Genomic DNA, 15,916 nt, shown 5'->3' with positions numbered 1-15,916 from the left:
ACGAAAAATTTGCTTGACGCCAATTCTTCGTTCCTCGTATAACGACAGTGCCCTTTCATTCAATCTGATTTGCGCACAGCCGTGAGGGCCTCAATGATGAATGAAATGGCAAGCAAGTCGGCGCGAGCGCAAATGCGCGATATTTGAAACTCATCAAGGAAACAGGAAATGGAAACGGGTATCGTCAAATGGTTCAACGATGCTAAGGGATTTGGTTTTATCACGTCGGATTCGGGTGGCGAGGACTTGTTCGCGCACTTTTCGGAGATTCGCGCCGAAGGCTTCAAGTCGCTAAAGGAAAACCAGCGCGTCTCTTTCGACGTCAAGGCCGGCCCGAAGGGCAAGCAAGCGGCGAACATTCAGCCGCTGTGAATCGCAGCAACGCTGCTCCTCGTATGCTGCCGGGCAATTGATTGAAGAGAGCCCTCGTTTAATGCGAGGGCTTTTTTTATGTGTATCGGGTTTTTCGTTACGATGAACAATGTCCAGGTTTAAAAGAACGGCAGCGGTCGCGACCAAAATCGAATGGCTTCCTCGATTTTTTGAATCCGCCTTACTCGCGCTAAGTAATTTCCGGGACGCTAATGGCGGCTGGGGCACATCTCAAATCCACGCTCTCCGCACGCAGTCCAGCCCTAAACCACGTGCTGTTCGAGTACGCGGCAGCCAACTGGTGCATACTTGCCGCAAAGCCACGCGTCCAAAGTATCTTCTTTCATGTCTGAACAGTTTCCGCCGGAACCGGCCCTGAATGTACCCATCGCTTTCGTCGACCTTGAAACCACCGGAGGCTCGACTAGCGAGCATCGCATCACCGAAGTCGGCGTAGTCGAAGTGGGACCTGCCGGCGTGTCGCGTTGGAGCAGCCTGGTCGACCCGCAGCAGCCGATTCCATCCTTTATTCAGCAGCTCACCGGCATCACGAACGCCATGGTGCGCGGCGCGCCGACCTTCGACGCCATCGCGCCGGCACTGTTCGAGCGCCTGAACGGCAAACTGTTCGTGGCGCACAACGCCAGTTTCGATCGCGGCTTTTTGCGCGGCGAGTTTCGCCGGGTTGGACTCGCGTTCGACCCAGACGTGCTATGCACGGTGCGCCTGTCGCGCGCGCTTTTCCCCGCGGAGAAGCGCCACGGGCTGGACGCATTGGTGGAACGGCACGCACTCGTGCCGTCCGATCGCCACCGCGCGCTGGCCGACGCCGATCTGATCTGGCAGTTCTGGCAGCGTCTGCACGGCCTCGTACCGCTCGACGTCTTGCGGACGCAAATCGAGCGCACCACGCGGCGTTACCAGCTTGCCGGCGACATCACGGAAGACCTGCTCGATACGGCGCCGGCCGGATGCGGCGTGTATGTGTTCTATGGAGACGCAGACCTGCCGCTGTACGTCGGACGAAGTGTGCGCGTGCGGCAACGGCTGCGCGCACATTTGACCGGCGAGCGGCGTTCGTCAAAGGATATTCGGCTTGCTCAGCAGGTGCGTCGTGTCGAATGGCACGCGACCGGCGGCGAATTGGGCGCGATGCTCGCCGAAGCGCAGTGGATCGCCACGCTGCGCCCCGGTCATAACCGTGTGCCGCGCGTCACGAAGAGCGATCCGGCGGATGCGCCGTGGCCGTTTCCGGGGCCGGTTGTTTTCGAGGAGCGGGAGGAGGCGTCGCAGTCGCGCGCCTTTCACGTTGTCGACCGGTGGCATTACGTCGGCCACGCGTCTTCGCTTGCGCAGGCCGCGCAGTTGCATGCTTCGAGCGTCGCGGGACCATTCGAACCATCGACGTATCGCATCCTGCAGAGCCATCTCGCGCGCGGCTTGCGCTTGATGCCGCTGAGTGTATCGAGTGACACCCCCGTGCCGAGTCCTGCTTGAAGGAGCTCGTCTAAGCGCTTCCCGCTCAAAGCGAGTTGCACCCGGCATTCGCGTGCCGCCCCCGTGCAACCGCTCCAGGTCTGCGGCTCTCAAGCTTGCATGATCAACCGGTCGCGCCCACTCCACCGGTTTCACAGACATGGCCCAGCGCGCGCGTCAGCGCGCCCGAACGGGTCGAGTCGTAGCGCGTCAGCGATTTCCAGTTAGCCAGCGATTGCGCCACACGCGACGGACAATCCGGTGCGGCGCGCAGCGGCTGCACGCGTGCGAGCCCGGCCACGAGCGACTGTGTCAGCCGGTCCAACTGCGGTCTCGTACTCGTGGCGAGATCCGGCGCCGGCCCTTCGGGCGGCCGGCTGCTGCGCCACGAGGCGAACAGCGCGTTTTGCACGTCCTTGCTTGCGTCGATCTGATCCTGGAAGAAGGCCCGAGCGAACGCCGGGTCCACATTCGCCGCCACGGCGCGCTTCTCGACGTCGGCAAGCAACGCGTTCTCCCGCGGCGTGTCGGTGATCTCCCGATGGTTCGCCCACTTCCAGCGCGCGACAGGTTCCGCCAATGCGAGACGTTGCGAAGCCAGCGCGATCAGATTGGTGAGGGCCGTGTCGTCGCCGTCCGCGATGGCTGGGACGGGCGCGAACGCGAGGGCCGCAAGGAACATAAGTGCGCATGATGCGCCGAAGCGATACGAACGATTCATGGAAGGCGGGCGTGGGCCGAGCGGCCGTCGAAGAAAAAACAGAAGGATAGACGATGTGCGGGAACGGATGTGCCGACCGGCGGAAAACAAGCGCGGCAACGTCGCGGGATTGCGGACGAGACACGTCGGCGTCGCGAGGGCGGCGCCGAAATCAACCGGCCATGTTCCGCTTACCCGGATGAGTGTCAAACGACTCGTGGGACGCGTGCACCCCATCGCCGCCCGCGGCACGCGCGGACGCCGATGCTGCATTGCGCCACTGCTCGATTATTTCGAGTCGCACGACTTGCGTTGTTCGTCGAAAAAAGCGCGAACGTGCTCAGGCAATTCCGCACCCAAAAATTCGACGCCAGCGGGCTCCGGATCCGGACTAAAAACTTTATCCGGGGTCGGAATCTTCGGCGGTTTGGCATCCATGGTCTCTCTCCTTTACAAACCGATTATCTGCCTCGGTCCCCGTTTCGCACCAGTATCTGATGCGACTGACATGCTCTTTGTTGCTTTAACGGCACATGGCGGCAATGCAACATGGTATTTGAATAAAATTTTTCGGTTGATTCGGTAGGCGGGCCGTCGATGGGTGAGCTTTAAGTCATCCGCGATTTTGTGCAATGCAGAATCGGCACGATTTTCGTCTTGCGAATCGCACGTCCGTTATTTACCGATCGTGCCCGCCATTTCATTCAACCCATTCAGTCAGTAAACGATTGATACCCCGATATCGTTGACGGGTAAGTACGCTTTCGAGCTTTTCGGTAAACAAACATGCTGCGTTTTCACGCGCTCGACGCAGGAATCTTCACGGGCTTGGCGTAGGCCGCCGGCTTGTCGGCGACTTCCACTTCTCCGTGGATTCGCGCTTGATGTCCGTCCGCGAACATGTAATACGGGAATGGGCGCGCGGGTTCCGATATGGCGTCGAGCCGCGCGACCAGTTCGGGCGCGAGCGTGAAGTCCAGCGAGCCGAGCGACTCCTGTAACTGATCCGCCCGCGTGGCGCCAACGATGATGCTCGATACGCCACGCTTCTGGTGCAACCAGTTCAGCGCGACTTGTGCCATGGGGCGCCCGGCCAGATTCGCGACCGTCTCCAGTTCCGCGACGATCCGGAAGTTGCGCTCGGTCAGTTTGTCGAAGCCGGGCGGCGGCGCGCTGGCCATCGCCGCAAGACGCCCGTCGCCGGAAAAACCGCTTGCCGATCCGCTTTGCGAAGGCCGATATTTGCCCGACAGCACCCCCATGCCGAGCGGGCTCCACGGCACGAGCCCCATGCCCAGATTGGCGGCTAGATCGGCGAATTCGTTTTCCGCATTGCGTTCGATCATCGAGTATTCGAGCTGCATGGCCGCGACCGGTTCGAAGCCGCGCCATTCCGCAAGTGTCTGCGCGCGGCCGGCGAACCACGCGGGCGTATCCGACAGGCCGACGTAGCGGATCTTGCCGGCGCGCACCGCGTCGTCCATTGCGCGCATCACTTCGTCGACCGGGGTGACGCGATCCCACGTATGCAGGTAATAGAGGTCGATGTAATCGGTGCCGAGCCGCTGGAGCGAACCGTCGAGTGCGCGCAGCAGGTTCTTGCGATGGTTGCCGCCCGCGTTGGGATTGCCGGGTTCCGCGTTGTAGCCGTACTTGGTCGCGATGACGAGCCGCTCGCGCAGGCCGCGGGCCGCGACGAATTTACCCAGCCATTTTTCGCTGGTGCCTTCCGTGTACAGGTTGGCGGTGTCGATGAAGTTGCCGCCGTCATCCACATAGAGATCGAACAGGCGCTGCGCCGATTTTTCGTCGGCGCCCCAGCCCCATTCGGTGCCGAAGGTCATCGTGCCGAGTGCGATCGGGCTCACGCGTAGACCCGAACGGCCGAGCAGGTTGTAGCGGTTCATCGTCATGCCAGTCTCCTTGAGTGCGACGCCGAAATTTGAAGATCGATGGCGTTATCGTGCACTGGTTTTTCGCATCGAAAAAGCGCGTTGTCCGCGGGGTTGTGACGAGCGCCGTTCTTCCTGACACGAGCGTTGGCCCACATCGGCCAAAGTCCGCTGAGGTTTTCCGCAGGCCCATGCAGCCATCCTCGCGCGCCAAAACATCGCCGCCAAATGACAGGCCGGTTCGCGCCCTCACCGCCGCCTATCATTGAAGCAGCTATCCGCGGCCCTGAGTGCGGTGGATAACGGAAGCGCCGCGACTGGCGCGGAAGATGGCTGTGTTCGCCCTTCAGAGAGTTCGTCATGGAAAACGCTGTCTACTGGAATGGACGCCAGGTCGGAATCGAGTGTGCCGGCCGGATCTTGTGGTTCCCGTCGGCACCGCAGGAAGCGGTCGTTGCATACGGGACTCGGCAAAACGAGACGGCGATTGTTGAAGATCCCGTCGTGGCCCGCAATCTTTCGATCACCGGTCAATACGACAGGCTGCGCGTGGGCGAGTAAGTGCAATGCGGCGCCTGGGTTGCCGTGGCAGCCAATGGCGACTCGGCTACAGAAAGTGCGGAAAGACAAAAAGCTCAGTCGCGAGGACTGGGCTTTTTGCTTGAATCTCGAAGCAAGAAGTTTGGTATTTCTCGACGCTGCTGGAAACTGCCAGGCTCCGCCGGATGAGTAAAAAGGAAACGATCTCTCGCCGACGCGCGGTTGTCGCGCCAACGGCAGAGGACAGCGCACCTCCTCTGGCTATAATTGCCGCTTTTTCGGCGTGTTCCCATGCAGATTGGCGGCTCCGACCTCGTATCCGGCGTTGCGCTTGTCATCGCTATTGCAATGGCGATTTCAATTTGTCTCGCCCGCTTCGGCTTCTTCAAGTCCGTTTTACAGCGCGAAATCTCTTCCAGCCGATTCCATGCAATTGACGGTCTACGCGGATATCTGGCATTGGGCGTCCTGGTGCATCACGTCGTAATCAACGAACAGTTTTATCGAACGGGATCATGGGATTTGACGCTGTCGCGATTAAACACCTTTCTGGGGCGCGGCTCGGTTGCCTTTTTCTTCATGATCACCGCTTTCCTGTTCTGGGGGCGAGTTATCGAGAGCGGCGGCGGCATGGATACGTTGAAGTTTTATGCGTCCCGCGTTCGTCGTCTGGTGCCGATGTACCTTGCGAGCGCGGGACTTGTCATCGCTACAGCCGCGGCGCTGACACATTTCCGCCTTTCGGTGCCGCTCGCCGACCTCGCCGGACAAATCGCATCCTGGTTGTTTTTCACTATTCCCGGCGCACGGGATATCAATGGACTTAAGCAGACCGGCCTGATCAACACTGTTTTCTGGTCGCTCGTCTACGAGTGGAAGTTTTATTTGATCCTGCCGTTCGCCGCAGCGCTTGCTGCCGGCGGTCGAACCTGGGTTGTGGCGACGGGTGCGGGACTCTGCATCGCGCTATTTTCACCGACGCAGATCGAGTGGTTTTTCGTCGGTGGCTGTGCCGCCGCTCATCTGGTCCGCGTCAGGGCGGTACGGGAACTGGCTGCGGGGTTGACTGGCTCAGTTGTCGCGCTTGGCTGCATTGCTGCAACAGCGCTTTACCAGGCTAATACGTATACGCCGCTCGGCGCCGCTTTGCTCTTCGCTCCCTTTGTTATCTTCGCGGCGGGTAATTCCCTTTTCGGTTTGCTCACCTGTCGTCCCGCACGGCTTCTGGGTCTTCTTAGTTATAGCCTGTATCTGCTTCACAACTGGGTGCTGTATCTCGCCTCGCGTTTGGTGAATCACTACACGCCGGTCGCGGACCTGTCGCCGGCATACTATGGGGCCTTGGCTGCTGCGGTCGCCACGGTGACTGTTATGTGTTCCGCCTTCACATACCGTTTCATCGAATACCCCTATATCGGTGGAATTCGGAAGGCGATTCCTCGGCGATCATGGCGCCCCGCGCGGTGATGAAACGCCACCGTTGCCGCGCGATAATTTCGTCGCCGTGACCTCGCGGGGCGGTCGTTGAAGGAGCGTGGTTCGGCTTGCATGAATGAGTCGCCAGTAGCGGATACAGAGAACCTGAAAGCAAAAAGCCCAGTCGCGAGGACTGGGCTTTTTGCTTGAAACTTATTGGTGCCGGAAAGAGGAATCGAACCCCCGACCTTCGCATTACGAATGCGCTGCTCTACCGTCTGAGCTATTCCGGCATCAGGAGAATCGAGATTATAGGGACTTCTTTATCAGCTTGGCAAGCCCCTGAACTCACTTTTTCGCTTCGAGATGGTAGCGGGTGACCCGGTCGACTTCGTTCTTCGAACCGAGGAACACGGCCACGCGCTCATGCAGGCTCTTGGGTTGAATGTCGAGAATGCGTTTCTCGCCGTTGGTTGCCGCGCCGCCCGCCTGTTCGACGATGAACGACATCGGATTGGCCTCGTACATCAGACGCAGCTTGCCCGGCTTGTCGGGCGTGCGCTTGTCCGCCGGATACATGAAGATTCCGCCGCGGTTCAGAATACGATGCACGTCGGACACCATCGAGGCGATCCAGCGCATGTTGAAGTCGCTCTGACGCGAGCCTTCCTTGCCGGCCTTCAATTCGCCGATGTACTGCTGAACCGGCGGATACCAATGGCGTTCATTGGACGCATTGATCGCATACTCGCGCGTTTCGACCGGAATGCGCATATCGCTTTGCGTGAGCACCCACGAGCCTAGCTCGCGGTCGAGCGTAAAGCAGTTCACGCCGTTGCCGGTGGTGAGCACGAGCACGGTTTGCGGGCCGTACACCGCATAACCCGCGGCGACCTGTTGCGTGCCCGGCTGCAGGAACGATTGTTCGGTAGGCTGCTGGCCGTCCGGGCAGCGCAGCACCGAGAAGATCGTGCCGATCGACACGTTCACGTCGATGTTCGACGAACCGTCGAGCGGATCGAACACCAGCAGGTATTCGCCTTTCGGGTAATTGGCCGGAATCGGGAAGAACTGCTCCATTTCCTCGGACGCCATGCCGGCCAGGTTGCCGCCCCATTCGTTCGCTTCGAGCAGAATTTCGTTCGACAGAATGTCGAGCTTCTTCTGCACTTCGCCCTGGACGTTTTCGCTGCCCGCCGTGCCGAGCGCATCCCCCAGCGCGCCCTTGCTGACGTGGTAGCTGATCGCCTTGCACGCGCGCGCGACGACTTCGATCAAAAGGCGCAGATCGGCAGGCAGGTTGTTGGTCTCGCGCTGCTGCTCGATCAGGTACTTCGTGAGAGTGGTACGACGTTGCAAAGCCATTGCTGTACTCCGGAGGCTTGAGGAATGTCTCGATTTTACCCGCTCGCTGTGCCGGCTCCGTGCTTTTAAAAAACCAAAGAGCGCGAGGCGGTGGCGCGTGACACCGGCCGAGGCGGCGAATTTCAGGCTTTGCCGCGCGCCTTGCCGAGCGCGGCGTTGCCTCTGAGACTGGCCGCAAGCGCAGCGGCGCGGCCATGCTCGGCCGACACTTTCGGCATTTTCGGGCGGTCCGCCTTGGGCATGGGTTCGATCTCGCGTTCGATCTGCTCGCCGGCCGCCGCGGTGGCGACGCGCAGATCGTAGGCGATTTGCAGATGGAGCCAGAACTGCGCGCTCGCACCGAAGTAGCGCTCGAGGCGCAGCGCCGTATCCGCGGAGATGGCGCGCTTGCCGCGCACGATGTCATTGATGCGCGGCGCCGGCACGCGCAACGCCAGCGCCAGCGCATTCACGGACATGCCGAGCGGCTCCAGAAACTCGCTGCGCAGAATCTCGCCCGGATGAATCTCCGGGATGCTGTCGCCGGCATCGATGTCGGAGAAATCGATGCTGTTCAGATCGGAGCGTTTGATGACCATGCCGGTCTCCCAATAGTCAGTGATAGTCGACAATCTCGACATTCAGCGCCTCTCCGTCGACAAAATGAAAACAGATGCGCCATTGCGCATCGATCCGAATACTCCATTGCCCGCTGCGCCGGCCTTGCAAGGCTTCGAGCCGGTTGCCGGGCGGCGCGTGCAGACTGTGGATGGAACTGGCGGCGTCGATCATCAAAAGCTTGCGGTGCGCGAGCGCCTGCATGTGAAGCGGCAGTGAGTGCACGAACTTGCCCTGAAAAATTCTCGCCGTGGCCTTGTCGCCGAATGTCGTGATCATGGGATGATATAACTCATCGCGTTAAACGTAAAGAGTTAAATGGATGCGTCTACTTTCACTCCGCCAGCGTCAAACGAACAGTCGTCCGGATGGCTAACCTTGAGCGCCGCGGGCCGGCCGACTCGCACACGCACACGCACACGCATACGCACACGCATACGCACACGCACACGCACACGCACACGCACACGCGCGGGACGAAAAAAAGCCGGCAACACGTGCCGGCTTTCCGATGCAAGAACAGCTTTCAGGTGTGCATCACGCGAGCGCTTTCTCCACGATCTCGCGCACGTCGCGCGATTTCACCTGCGACGCCACGTGCTCCAGCGCCGCACGCATGCCCTCGCGCAGCGTCGGCGTGAAGCGGCGCCACAGTTCGAGCGAGCGGGCGAGGCGGGCGGCCACTTGCGGATTGATGGCGTCGAGCGCGATCACCTGATCGGCCCAGAACGCGTAGCCCGAGCCGTCTTCGGCGTGGAACTGCGCCGGGTTGGCCGCGCAGAAGCTGAAGATCAGCGAGCGCGCGCGATTCGGGTTCTTCAGGTTGAAGGCCGGATGCGTCATCAGCTTGCGCACGATCTCGATCACCGGTCGCTGCGCGCTGCCACGCTGCGTGGCTTGCAGCGCGAACCACTTGTCGATGACGAGCGGCTCCTTCTCGAAGCGCCGGTAGAAGTCGTCCAGCGCCTGCTGCGCCTGCGCGCCGCCGCCATGCGCAGCCGCCGCGTTGAGCAGCGCCGCAAGCGCCGCCGAGCGGTCGGTCATGTTGTTCGCGGCATCGTATTGCGCGGACGCGAGGCGCACGGCGTCGGCCGGATCGTCCAGTTCCACGAGATACGACAGCGCGAGATTCTTCAGCGTGCGATGACCGGCGGCCTCGGGTGTCGCTTCATATGCGCCGGGCGTGCGATGTTGTTCATACACCGCGAGCCATTCGTTCTTGAGCGCATTCGCCAGGCGCTTGCGCACGAACTGTCGCGCGGCGTGCACGGCGGCCGGATTGGATTCCGCCATCTGCTCGGCGAGATACGCTTCGGACGGCAGCATCAACGCCAGTTCGCGGAACGAAGGCGAGAGCGTTTCGTCGGTGAGCACGCGGGCGAACGCGGCGACCACCGAGTCGTCGAGTTCCAGCGCAACGCCGGTGGCCGCGCGTCCGGCGAGCGCCAGCAGTTCACGCGTGGCGAGCCGTTGGCCGGCTTCCCAACGGTTGAACGGATCGCTGTCGTGCGCGAGCAGGAACGCCAACTGTTCCGCGGAGTAGTCGTATTCGACGATCACCGGCGCCGAGAAATTGCGCAGCAGCGAGGGCAGCGGTTCTTGCGCCACATTGACGAACGTGAAGGTCTGTTCGGTCTGCGTGAACTCGAGCACGCGCGTGGTGGAGGCCGACGCCGCGGCATCGCCTTCGAGTTGCAGCGGCAGGTCGCGGCCGTCCTTGCCGATCAGGCCGATCGCGAACGGAATCAGCAGCGGACCCTTTTGCGTTTCGCGCGCGGCAGGCGCGGCCTCGCCATAGCCTTGCGTGAGCGTCACGCTGTAGCGCTGCTGCGCGGCGTCGTACTTCGTGCGCACGGACACGCGCGGCGTGCCGGCCTGGCTGTACCAGCGCTCGAACTGCGCCAGATCGCGGCCGTTCGCATCGGCCAGCGCATGGCGGAAATCGTCGCAGGTCACGGCCTGCCCGTCATGACGCTCGAAGTACAGGTCCATGCCCTTGCGAAAACCCTCGCGGCCGAACAGCGTCTGATACATCCGCACGACTTCCGAGCCTTTCTCGTAGACCGTCATCGTGTAGAAGTTGTTGATCTCGACGTAGCTTTCCGGGCGCACCGGATGCGCCATCGGACCCGCGTCCTCGGCGAACTGCATCTGGCGCAGCACGCGCACGTCCTCGATACGCTTGGTGGCGCGCGCGGCTTCGTCGCTACCGTTGCTCTGGCCGCCGGCCATGTCGGCCGAAAACTCCTGATCGCGGAACACCGTCAGGCCTTCCTTCAGGCTCAACTGGAACCAGTCGCGGCAGGTCACGCGATTGCCGGTCCAATTGTGGAAGTACTCGTGGCCGACCACCGCCTCGATGTTCGCGAAGTCGGTATCGGTTGCCGTCTCGGGGTTCGCCAGCACGTACTTCGTGTTGAAGATGTTGAGCCCCTTGTTCTCCATCGCGCCCATGTTGAAGTCGCTCACCGCGACGATCATGAAGCGGTCCAGATCGAGTTCGAGCCCGAAGCGTTTTTCGTCCCAGCGGATCGAATGGATCAGCGAATCCATTGCGTGACGGGTCTTGTCGAGATCGTGCGGTTCGACCCACACCTGCAAAAGCTTTTCCTTGCCCGAACCGGTTTTCACGCGTTCCTCCAGCGCGACCAGCTTGCCCGCGACCAGCGCGAACAGATAGCTCGGCTTTCTGAACGGATCTTCCCAGCGCGCGAAATGGCGGCCGTCCGGCAAATCGCCTTCCTCGAGCAGATTGCCGTTCGACAGCAGCACCGGATAATCCGCCTTGCTCGCCCGCAGGGTGACCGTGAAGGTCGCCATCACGTCCGGACGGTCGAGGAAGTAAGTAATGCGCCGAAAACCCTCGGCCTCGCACTGCGTGAAGAAGTTGCCGCTCGATACATAGAGCCCCGACAGCGTGGTGTTCCCGGCCGGATTGCAGATGCTGGTGAGCGTGAGCTCGAAGCTGTCCGGCACGTTGTCGAGCAGCAAGCCGTGCTCATGCGCATGCGCATTGGCGAAGGGCTTGCCGTCGATCGCGGCGCCGACGAACTCCAGTTGCTCGCCCATCAGCTCCAGGTGCGCGGCGCGCGACGCGTCCGGATTGCGGCGCACGCGCATCGTGTTTTTGACGACGGTGCGTTCGGGGACCAGATCGAACTCCAGTGCGACGGTGTCGATCAGGAAGGCAGGCGGCGCGTAATCGGCGCGGCGGATCACATTGGGCGTTGCGGTATCGGCCATGGCGTTCTGTGGTGATGGGACTTGAGCGGCCGGCTGCCTGAAGCTCATATGAAGGCCATATGAAGGGCAATGAAAGCGCAGACCAGCCGGGCTTGTCGGGCCATTGTACAAAGCCTCGGCGGATCGTGCGGGCCGAACTTTTTACCGAACCGCCAGGTCAGCGTATTATCGGGCGCCCATGCGGATAAGCCGTGTGAATGGGAGAACCCAAGGCAGAGGCAACACTGAGGCTTCACGAGGTAGACCATGAAAATCAATCGATGGACCCGCCGCGCCACGCTGCTACTGGCGGCGCTGACGGTACTGCTGTCCGGCTGCACCACCTATGTCACGACCCAGGTCACCGCGTTCTCGGACTGGAGCGGCAGCGACGCTACCCGTACCTACGCGTTCACACGGGCGGCGGATCAGCAGAACAATCTGGAACTCAGCACTTACGAGCGCATCGTCGCCAACGAACTCGCCGCGCATGCGTTCCGCCAGGTCGACACCGCGCAGGCGCGCTATCTGGTCGGGCTCTCGTATGGCATTCGCTCCGACATGGTGACGGTCGCCGAGCCGGTGTATTACAACCCGTGGCCGGCGCCTTATTGGGGAAGGCCGTTCGATCCGTGGGGGCCTTGGGGTCCGTTTCCGACCGCCTACGTGAATCAGAGCTACCCGATCTTCACGCATCTGCTGGGCGTGCGGATTACCGAGCGCGCCACCGGCAAGGAGGTCTATAACGTGACGGCGCGCAACTCGGGTGGCGAGTCGTCGCTGGTGCGGGCCATGCCGTATCTGGCGCGCAGCGCGCTGGCCGATTTCCCGATCGGCAACGGCGTAGTGCGCACGGTGAAGATTCCGCTCGACAAGAACGGCGGCGCCTCGAACGAAGTGGCCGCGACCGGCGCCGCGCCAGCGGCCGCACCGGCGCCGGCGTCGGGCGCGAAAGCGGTGCAGTAGGCAAGCGGTGCGAAGCCGGCGCGCAAAAGGCGTCGGCTGTGGCACGGCTCAAACGGCCCGGCAGGTCATCCTCGCCGGGCCGTTTTCTTTTGCGCGCCGCGATGCGCCGCGCGCGGTGGGGCGGGCGTTGCACCGCCGCCCTCAGGCCCGGCCGCGCTTGCGGACCACGGCTAAACTCCCACGCCGCACAACGCCAGCACGCCCAGCACGATGAATATCACCGCCGCGATGCCGTGCACGAGCGTCGTCGGCAGGCGATGCGCGAAGCGGTCGCCGAGCAGGATCGCCGGCACATTGGCGATCATCATGCCGACCGTGGTGCCCGCCACCACGCCGACGTAATCGTGAAAGCGCGCGGCGAGCGCCACCGTCGCGATCTGCGTCTTGTCGCCCATCTCCGCAAGAAAGAACGTCACCACGGTCGCGCCGAACACGCCGAAATGCGTGCGGCTGGTATCGGCTTCGTCCGCGTCGAGTTTGTCCGGCACGAGAATCCACAAGCCCATGCCGATGAACGATACCGCCAGCGTCCAACGCATGATGGTCGGCGTGAGCAGCGAGCCGAGCCACGCGCCGAGCGCGCCGGCGCAGGCGTGATTGATGAGGGTGGCGGTCAGCACGCCGAGAATGATCGGCAGCGGCTTGCGATAGCGCGCGGCCAGCACGAGCGAGAGCAGTTGTGTTTTGTCGCCGATCTCGGCGAGCGCGACCGCTCCGGTCGAAATGATGAAAGCGTGATCCACGTTGTATAGGTTCCCCGGGCCGAGATGTGAACGAGCGACGACCCACGACACGCCGGGCCCTCTTGCGGCGCGTGTGGATCATCGGTCTCGCCAGGCCAGAGGCTGCGGCTGCCATGGCCGTACAGGCCAAGTGTGTTGACAGACGCCCCCGCGAACCGCACGTGCGATGCACCGGACAGCGGTGCGGACGTGCCGCGGGGCGGCTACTCCCCAATGAGGGACGGAGTATAGCAGGCGTGACTGTCCTTATGCGCAACGGGGACGCCGCAGGCCAGTACGGGAACGGCGCGATTGGTTGGCACGGCGAAGCGGGCCCTGGACTGCATGGATAGCCGCTCGCTCACGCGCCGGCCGACGTTATTGAGATGTTCCCAGGTGAAACAGTTCTTGGAAAGTTAAATGAAAGTATGTGTCCGTTAATCCCGGCATCGCGCCGCCGGGGAGCGTCGCAAACCGTCCCGCACCCGATCCGATCAGGGCGGCGGGGCCGCCGGACCGGCGCGAAACGGCTCCTTCGCGGATCCGTGGCACTGGCGAGACGGATTACAGATGGATACGTCTTTTCCGGCTGATTTAATCCAGAATATTCAGTATGATTCCGGCGACCCAAGGAGCCCGAGACCATCCACCAACAAATATCAAAAGGCACTTAATAATCGGACCAAAGTGCCGTTAATCCGCTGAACCTACATAAAAGACGATTGGTTTGACCCCGGCTGGAGATTGCCGGTCCGCGCGGCGCCTACACGCTGTGACGGCTGTGTATTCCGTCAGGCGCTTCAGCCTCTCCCTGCTTCTACGCGCGAACACCGATATGCCCGATCCGCACTGGACCATTCCGGTCGCTCGCTGGTCTTGCTGGCCTGCTGCCGCATCCGCACCACCCGATATCGGCTTTATCGAGCCGATCATGCGGCGTCGCCTGAGCACGCTGTCCAAAGCCGCGTTGAAAGTTGCGCACGATTGTGTCGCGCGGAACGAGGTTCGGGTCGTGTTCGCCTCGCGCCACGGCGAATTGCGGCGCACCACGGACATTCTGCGCGCCATCAGCGCGGGCGAGCCGGTCTCGCCGACCGCGTTCAGCCTGTCGGTGTTGAATGCGATGACGGGCGTGTTCGGCATCGCGCGCGGCGACCGCTCGGCGGCCAGCGCGATCTCGGCCGGCGCCGAGACGCTCGGCTACGCGCTGCTGGAAGCCTACGCGCAACACGCCACCGAGCCGGGCGCGCCCGTGCTGCTGGTGTACGCTGACGAACCGGCCGACACAGCCTACGGCACGATCGAGGACGAAGTGCAGGGCGGCGCGATCGCGATCCTGCTGGATGACGAGGCGGCGACGGGGCGCCTGACGTGCACGCGGTCCGCGGCCGGCGAGGCCCAGGCAGCGCCGCCAGTCGAGGCCATCGAGGCAAACGAGGCAGGCGAAACAAACAAGGCAAGCCCCACGCCCCCCGCCGAGCGTTTCGCGACCCAAAGCCAGGCGCTGCTGCACTGTCTGGAAACCGGCGCGACCACCGCCTGGCAAGGCGCCGGGGTTATCTGGCATTGGAGTTGGCATGATCGCGCGGCTTGATTACATCTGGCGGTTCTGCGCGACGGGCATGGCCTTCGTGGTGTTCGGCGTGTGCGGACTGCTGTTTTCGGTGCTGGTGTTTCCGTTCGCATGGCTGTGGCCGCATCGCGCGTCGCGCCAGGTCGCGGTGACGACCGTAATCCACTGGTTTTTCCGCGCGCTGGTCGCGGTGCTGCAGCGCATCGGCGTGATGGAACTCGAGGTGTCGGGCGCGCGGATGTTGCGCGCCGGCGGTCCGGCGATCGTGGTCGCCAATCACCCGACCTACCTCGACGTGATGGTGCTGCTGTCGCTCACCCCGCATGCCTGTTGCGTGGTGAAAAACGCGCATTGGGGCAACCCCTGTTTCTGGGGCATCGTGCGCTCGGCGGAATACGTGAGCAATGCCGATCCCACCGATCTCGTCGAAGCCGGCGCGCGGCAGCTCGCGGCAGGCTATACGATGATCATTTTTCCCGAAGGCACGCGCAGCCCCGCGCCGAACCGGCTGCACGCGTTTTCGCGTGGTTTCGCGCACATGGCGTTGAAGGCCGGCGCGCCGATCGTGCCGGTGCTGATGGATTGCGACCCGCCCGCGTTCACCAAGCAGATGCGCTGGTACGACGTGCCGGCGCGCGCGTTCCGCATACGTGTGAACGTGCTCGAGCCGCTTGGCGTCGAGCAGTTCGCGGACGACGACACTACACCGGCTCTCGCCGCGCGCAGCGTGACGAGCGCCGTCGAGGCACACATTACCCGGCACCTGTTCGATTATGGATTCTTTAAAACTGGAAATTAAACAGCTTCTGATCGAAGCTCTCGATCTGGAAGACCTGAGCCCCGCCGATATCGACGACGACGCACCGTTGTTCGATACCGACGGCATCGGTCTCGATTCGATCGACGCGCTGGAAATCGGCATCGTGCTGCGCAAACAATACCAACTGACCATCGCGGCGAACGACGAGCGCACGCGCGAGCACTTTCGCTCCATCAGCACGCTGGCCGCGCTGGTGGCGAGTCAGCGCGAAGCGGCGCAGGTTGTCGGCGAAACTACAAAGAAGGGGGAATAAAC

At 62.4% G+C, this 15,916-nt stretch carries 16 protein-coding genes, 1 tRNA gene and 1 riboswitch; of the genes, 8 read left to right on the top strand and 9 right to left on the bottom strand.

What is annotated here, in order from left to right; all coding sequences use genetic code 11:
* Positions 1-168 precede the first annotated feature (168 nt).
* Positions 169-372, top strand: a complete 204-nt coding sequence (locus tag CUJ90_RS13985; protein ID WP_064268598.1) for a cold-shock protein — start codon at positions 169-171, stop codon at positions 370-372.
* 345 nt (positions 373-717) lie between these two features.
* Complete coding sequence (locus tag CUJ90_RS13980) at positions 718-1,869, top strand: exonuclease domain-containing protein (protein ID WP_114163067.1); 1,152 nt, start codon at positions 718-720, stop codon at positions 1,867-1,869.
* A gap of 103 nt (positions 1,870-1,972) precedes the next feature.
* On the opposite strand, the gene CUJ90_RS13975 is transcribed toward CUJ90_RS13980, so the two are convergent.
* From CUJ90_RS13975 to CUJ90_RS13970, 3 genes are all read right to left on the bottom strand, one after another.
* Positions 1,973-2,569: a chorismate mutase gene (locus tag CUJ90_RS13975; RefSeq protein WP_114163066.1), complete on the bottom strand. Its 597-nt coding sequence runs from the start codon at positions 2,567-2,569 to the stop codon at positions 1,973-1,975.
* A gap of 267 nt (positions 2,570-2,836) precedes the next feature.
* Positions 2,837-2,986 (bottom strand): hypothetical protein, encoded by a 150-nt coding sequence (locus CUJ90_RS32845; RefSeq protein ID WP_028200145.1) that lies wholly within the window; start codon positions 2,984-2,986, stop codon positions 2,837-2,839.
* 359 nt (positions 2,987-3,345) lie between these two features.
* Positions 3,346-4,461: an aldo/keto reductase gene (locus CUJ90_RS13970; RefSeq protein ID WP_073427095.1), complete on the bottom strand. Its 1,116-nt coding sequence runs from the start codon at positions 4,459-4,461 to the stop codon at positions 3,346-3,348.
* 339 nt (positions 4,462-4,800) lie between these two features.
* On the opposite strand from CUJ90_RS13970, the gene CUJ90_RS13965 reads away from it, so the two are divergent.
* Both CUJ90_RS13965 and CUJ90_RS13960 read left to right on the top strand, forming a co-directional pair.
* Positions 4,801-5,001, top strand: a complete 201-nt coding sequence (locus CUJ90_RS13965) for a hypothetical protein (protein WP_114163065.1) — start codon at positions 4,801-4,803, stop codon at positions 4,999-5,001.
* Between the two features lie 270 nt (positions 5,002-5,271).
* Positions 5,272-6,447 carry an acyltransferase family protein gene (locus CUJ90_RS13960; protein ID WP_114163064.1) on the top strand — a complete coding sequence of 392 codons (1,176 nt, stop codon included), beginning with the start codon at positions 5,272-5,274 and terminating at the stop codon, positions 6,445-6,447.
* Positions 6,448-6,613: 166 nt separating this feature from the next.
* On the opposite strand, the gene CUJ90_RS13955 is transcribed toward CUJ90_RS13960, so the two are convergent.
* The 5 genes from CUJ90_RS13955 to pepN all read right to left on the bottom strand — a co-directional run bounded on the left by CUJ90_RS13955 (position 6,614) and on the right by pepN (position 11,601).
* Positions 6,614-6,689: transfer RNA gene (locus CUJ90_RS13955), tRNA-Thr, on the bottom strand.
* A gap of 55 nt (positions 6,690-6,744) precedes the next feature.
* Positions 6,745-7,761 carry a class 1 fructose-bisphosphatase gene (locus CUJ90_RS13950; RefSeq protein ID WP_073427108.1) on the bottom strand — a complete coding sequence of 339 codons (1,017 nt, stop codon included), beginning with the start codon at positions 7,759-7,761 and terminating at the stop codon, positions 6,745-6,747.
* 122 nt (positions 7,762-7,883) lie between these two features.
* Entirely contained in the window at positions 7,884-8,339 is a 456-nt protein-coding gene (locus tag CUJ90_RS13945) for a HigA family addiction module antitoxin (protein ID WP_114163063.1), read from the bottom strand.
* Positions 8,340-8,355: 16 nt separating this feature from the next.
* Positions 8,356-8,637, bottom strand: a complete 282-nt coding sequence (locus tag CUJ90_RS13940) for a type II toxin-antitoxin system RelE/ParE family toxin (protein ID WP_114163062.1) — start codon at positions 8,635-8,637, stop codon at positions 8,356-8,358.
* Between the two features lie 258 nt (positions 8,638-8,895).
* Entirely contained in the window at positions 8,896-11,601 is a 2,706-nt protein-coding gene (gene pepN / locus CUJ90_RS13930; protein WP_114163061.1) for an aminopeptidase N, read from the bottom strand.
* A 246-nt stretch (positions 11,602-11,847) separates the two neighbouring features.
* On the opposite strand from pepN, the gene CUJ90_RS13925 reads away from it, so the two are divergent.
* Complete coding sequence (locus CUJ90_RS13925; RefSeq protein WP_114163060.1) at positions 11,848-12,546, top strand: DUF4136 domain-containing protein; 699 nt, start codon at positions 11,848-11,850, stop codon at positions 12,544-12,546.
* Between the two features lie 170 nt (positions 12,547-12,716).
* Here CUJ90_RS13925 and CUJ90_RS13920 read toward each other — a convergent pair whose 3' ends face one another.
* A complete protein-coding gene (locus CUJ90_RS13920; RefSeq protein WP_114163567.1) occupies positions 12,717-13,289 on the bottom strand; it encodes a TMEM165/GDT1 family protein in 573 nt (190 codons plus the stop codon).
* Between the two features lie 58 nt (positions 13,290-13,347).
* A riboswitch (yybP-ykoY riboswitch) is annotated at positions 13,348-13,513 on the bottom strand.
* Positions 13,514-14,103: 590 nt separating this feature from the next.
* Here CUJ90_RS13920 and CUJ90_RS13915 point away from each other — a divergent pair.
* From CUJ90_RS13915 to CUJ90_RS13905, 3 genes are read left to right on the top strand one after another with little or no spacing between them, the layout of a single operon-like run.
* A complete protein-coding gene (locus tag CUJ90_RS13915; RefSeq protein WP_114163059.1) occupies positions 14,104-14,862 on the top strand; it encodes a beta-ketoacyl synthase chain length factor in 759 nt (252 codons plus the stop codon).
* Positions 14,846-15,640 (top strand): lysophospholipid acyltransferase family protein, encoded by a 795-nt coding sequence (locus CUJ90_RS13910; protein WP_114163058.1) that lies wholly within the window; start codon positions 14,846-14,848, stop codon positions 15,638-15,640. The genes CUJ90_RS13915 and CUJ90_RS13910 overlap by 17 nt, the downstream gene beginning before the upstream one ends.
* Entirely contained in the window at positions 15,615-15,914 is a 300-nt protein-coding gene (locus CUJ90_RS13905; RefSeq protein WP_073427236.1) for a phosphopantetheine-binding protein, read from the top strand. Before CUJ90_RS13910 ends, CUJ90_RS13905 begins: the two co-directional genes overlap by 26 nt.
* The last annotated feature ends 2 nt before the right edge of the window (positions 15,915-15,916 follow it).

The sequence above is a fragment of the Paraburkholderia terricola genome (genome assembly GCF_003330825.1).
Classification (GTDB): domain Bacteria; phylum Pseudomonadota; class Gammaproteobacteria; order Burkholderiales; family Burkholderiaceae; genus Paraburkholderia; species Paraburkholderia terricola.
The sequence above is the reverse complement of the archived record's forward strand: the minus strand, read 5'-3'. Positions and strand labels throughout refer to the sequence as shown.

Coding starts and splice junctions, on each gene's coding strand:
- CUJ90_RS13985 (WP_064268598.1), top strand. CDS start 169: ATGGAAACGGGTATCGTCAAATGGTTCAACGATGCTAAGGGATTTGGT.
- CUJ90_RS13980 (WP_114163067.1), top strand. CDS start 718: ATGTCTGAACAGTTTCCGCCGGAACCGGCCCTGAATGTACCCATCGCT.
- CUJ90_RS13975 (WP_114163066.1), bottom strand. CDS start 2,569: ATGAATCGTTCGTATCGCTTCGGCGCATCATGCGCACTTATGTTCCTT.
- CUJ90_RS32845 (WP_028200145.1), bottom strand. CDS start 2,986: ATGGATGCCAAACCGCCGAAGATTCCGACCCCGGATAAAGTTTTTAGT.
- CUJ90_RS13970 (WP_073427095.1), bottom strand. CDS start 4,461: ATGACGATGAACCGCTACAACCTGCTCGGCCGTTCGGGTCTACGCGTG.
- CUJ90_RS13965 (WP_114163065.1), top strand. CDS start 4,801: ATGGAAAACGCTGTCTACTGGAATGGACGCCAGGTCGGAATCGAGTGT.
- CUJ90_RS13960 (WP_114163064.1), top strand. CDS start 5,272: ATGCAGATTGGCGGCTCCGACCTCGTATCCGGCGTTGCGCTTGTCATC.
- CUJ90_RS13950 (WP_073427108.1), bottom strand. CDS start 7,761: ATGGCTTTGCAACGTCGTACCACTCTCACGAAGTACCTGATCGAGCAG.
- CUJ90_RS13945 (WP_114163063.1), bottom strand. CDS start 8,339: ATGGTCATCAAACGCTCCGATCTGAACAGCATCGATTTCTCCGACATC.
- CUJ90_RS13940 (WP_114163062.1), bottom strand. CDS start 8,637: ATGATCACGACATTCGGCGACAAGGCCACGGCGAGAATTTTTCAGGGC.
- pepN (WP_114163061.1), bottom strand. CDS start 11,601: ATGGCCGATACCGCAACGCCCAATGTGATCCGCCGCGCCGATTACGCG.
- CUJ90_RS13925 (WP_114163060.1), top strand. CDS start 11,848: ATGAAAATCAATCGATGGACCCGCCGCGCCACGCTGCTACTGGCGGCG.
- CUJ90_RS13915 (WP_114163059.1), top strand. CDS start 14,104: ATGCCCGATCCGCACTGGACCATTCCGGTCGCTCGCTGGTCTTGCTGG.
- CUJ90_RS13910 (WP_114163058.1), top strand. CDS start 14,846: ATGATCGCGCGGCTTGATTACATCTGGCGGTTCTGCGCGACGGGCATG.
- CUJ90_RS13905 (WP_073427236.1), top strand. CDS start 15,615: ATGGATTCTTTAAAACTGGAAATTAAACAGCTTCTGATCGAAGCTCTC.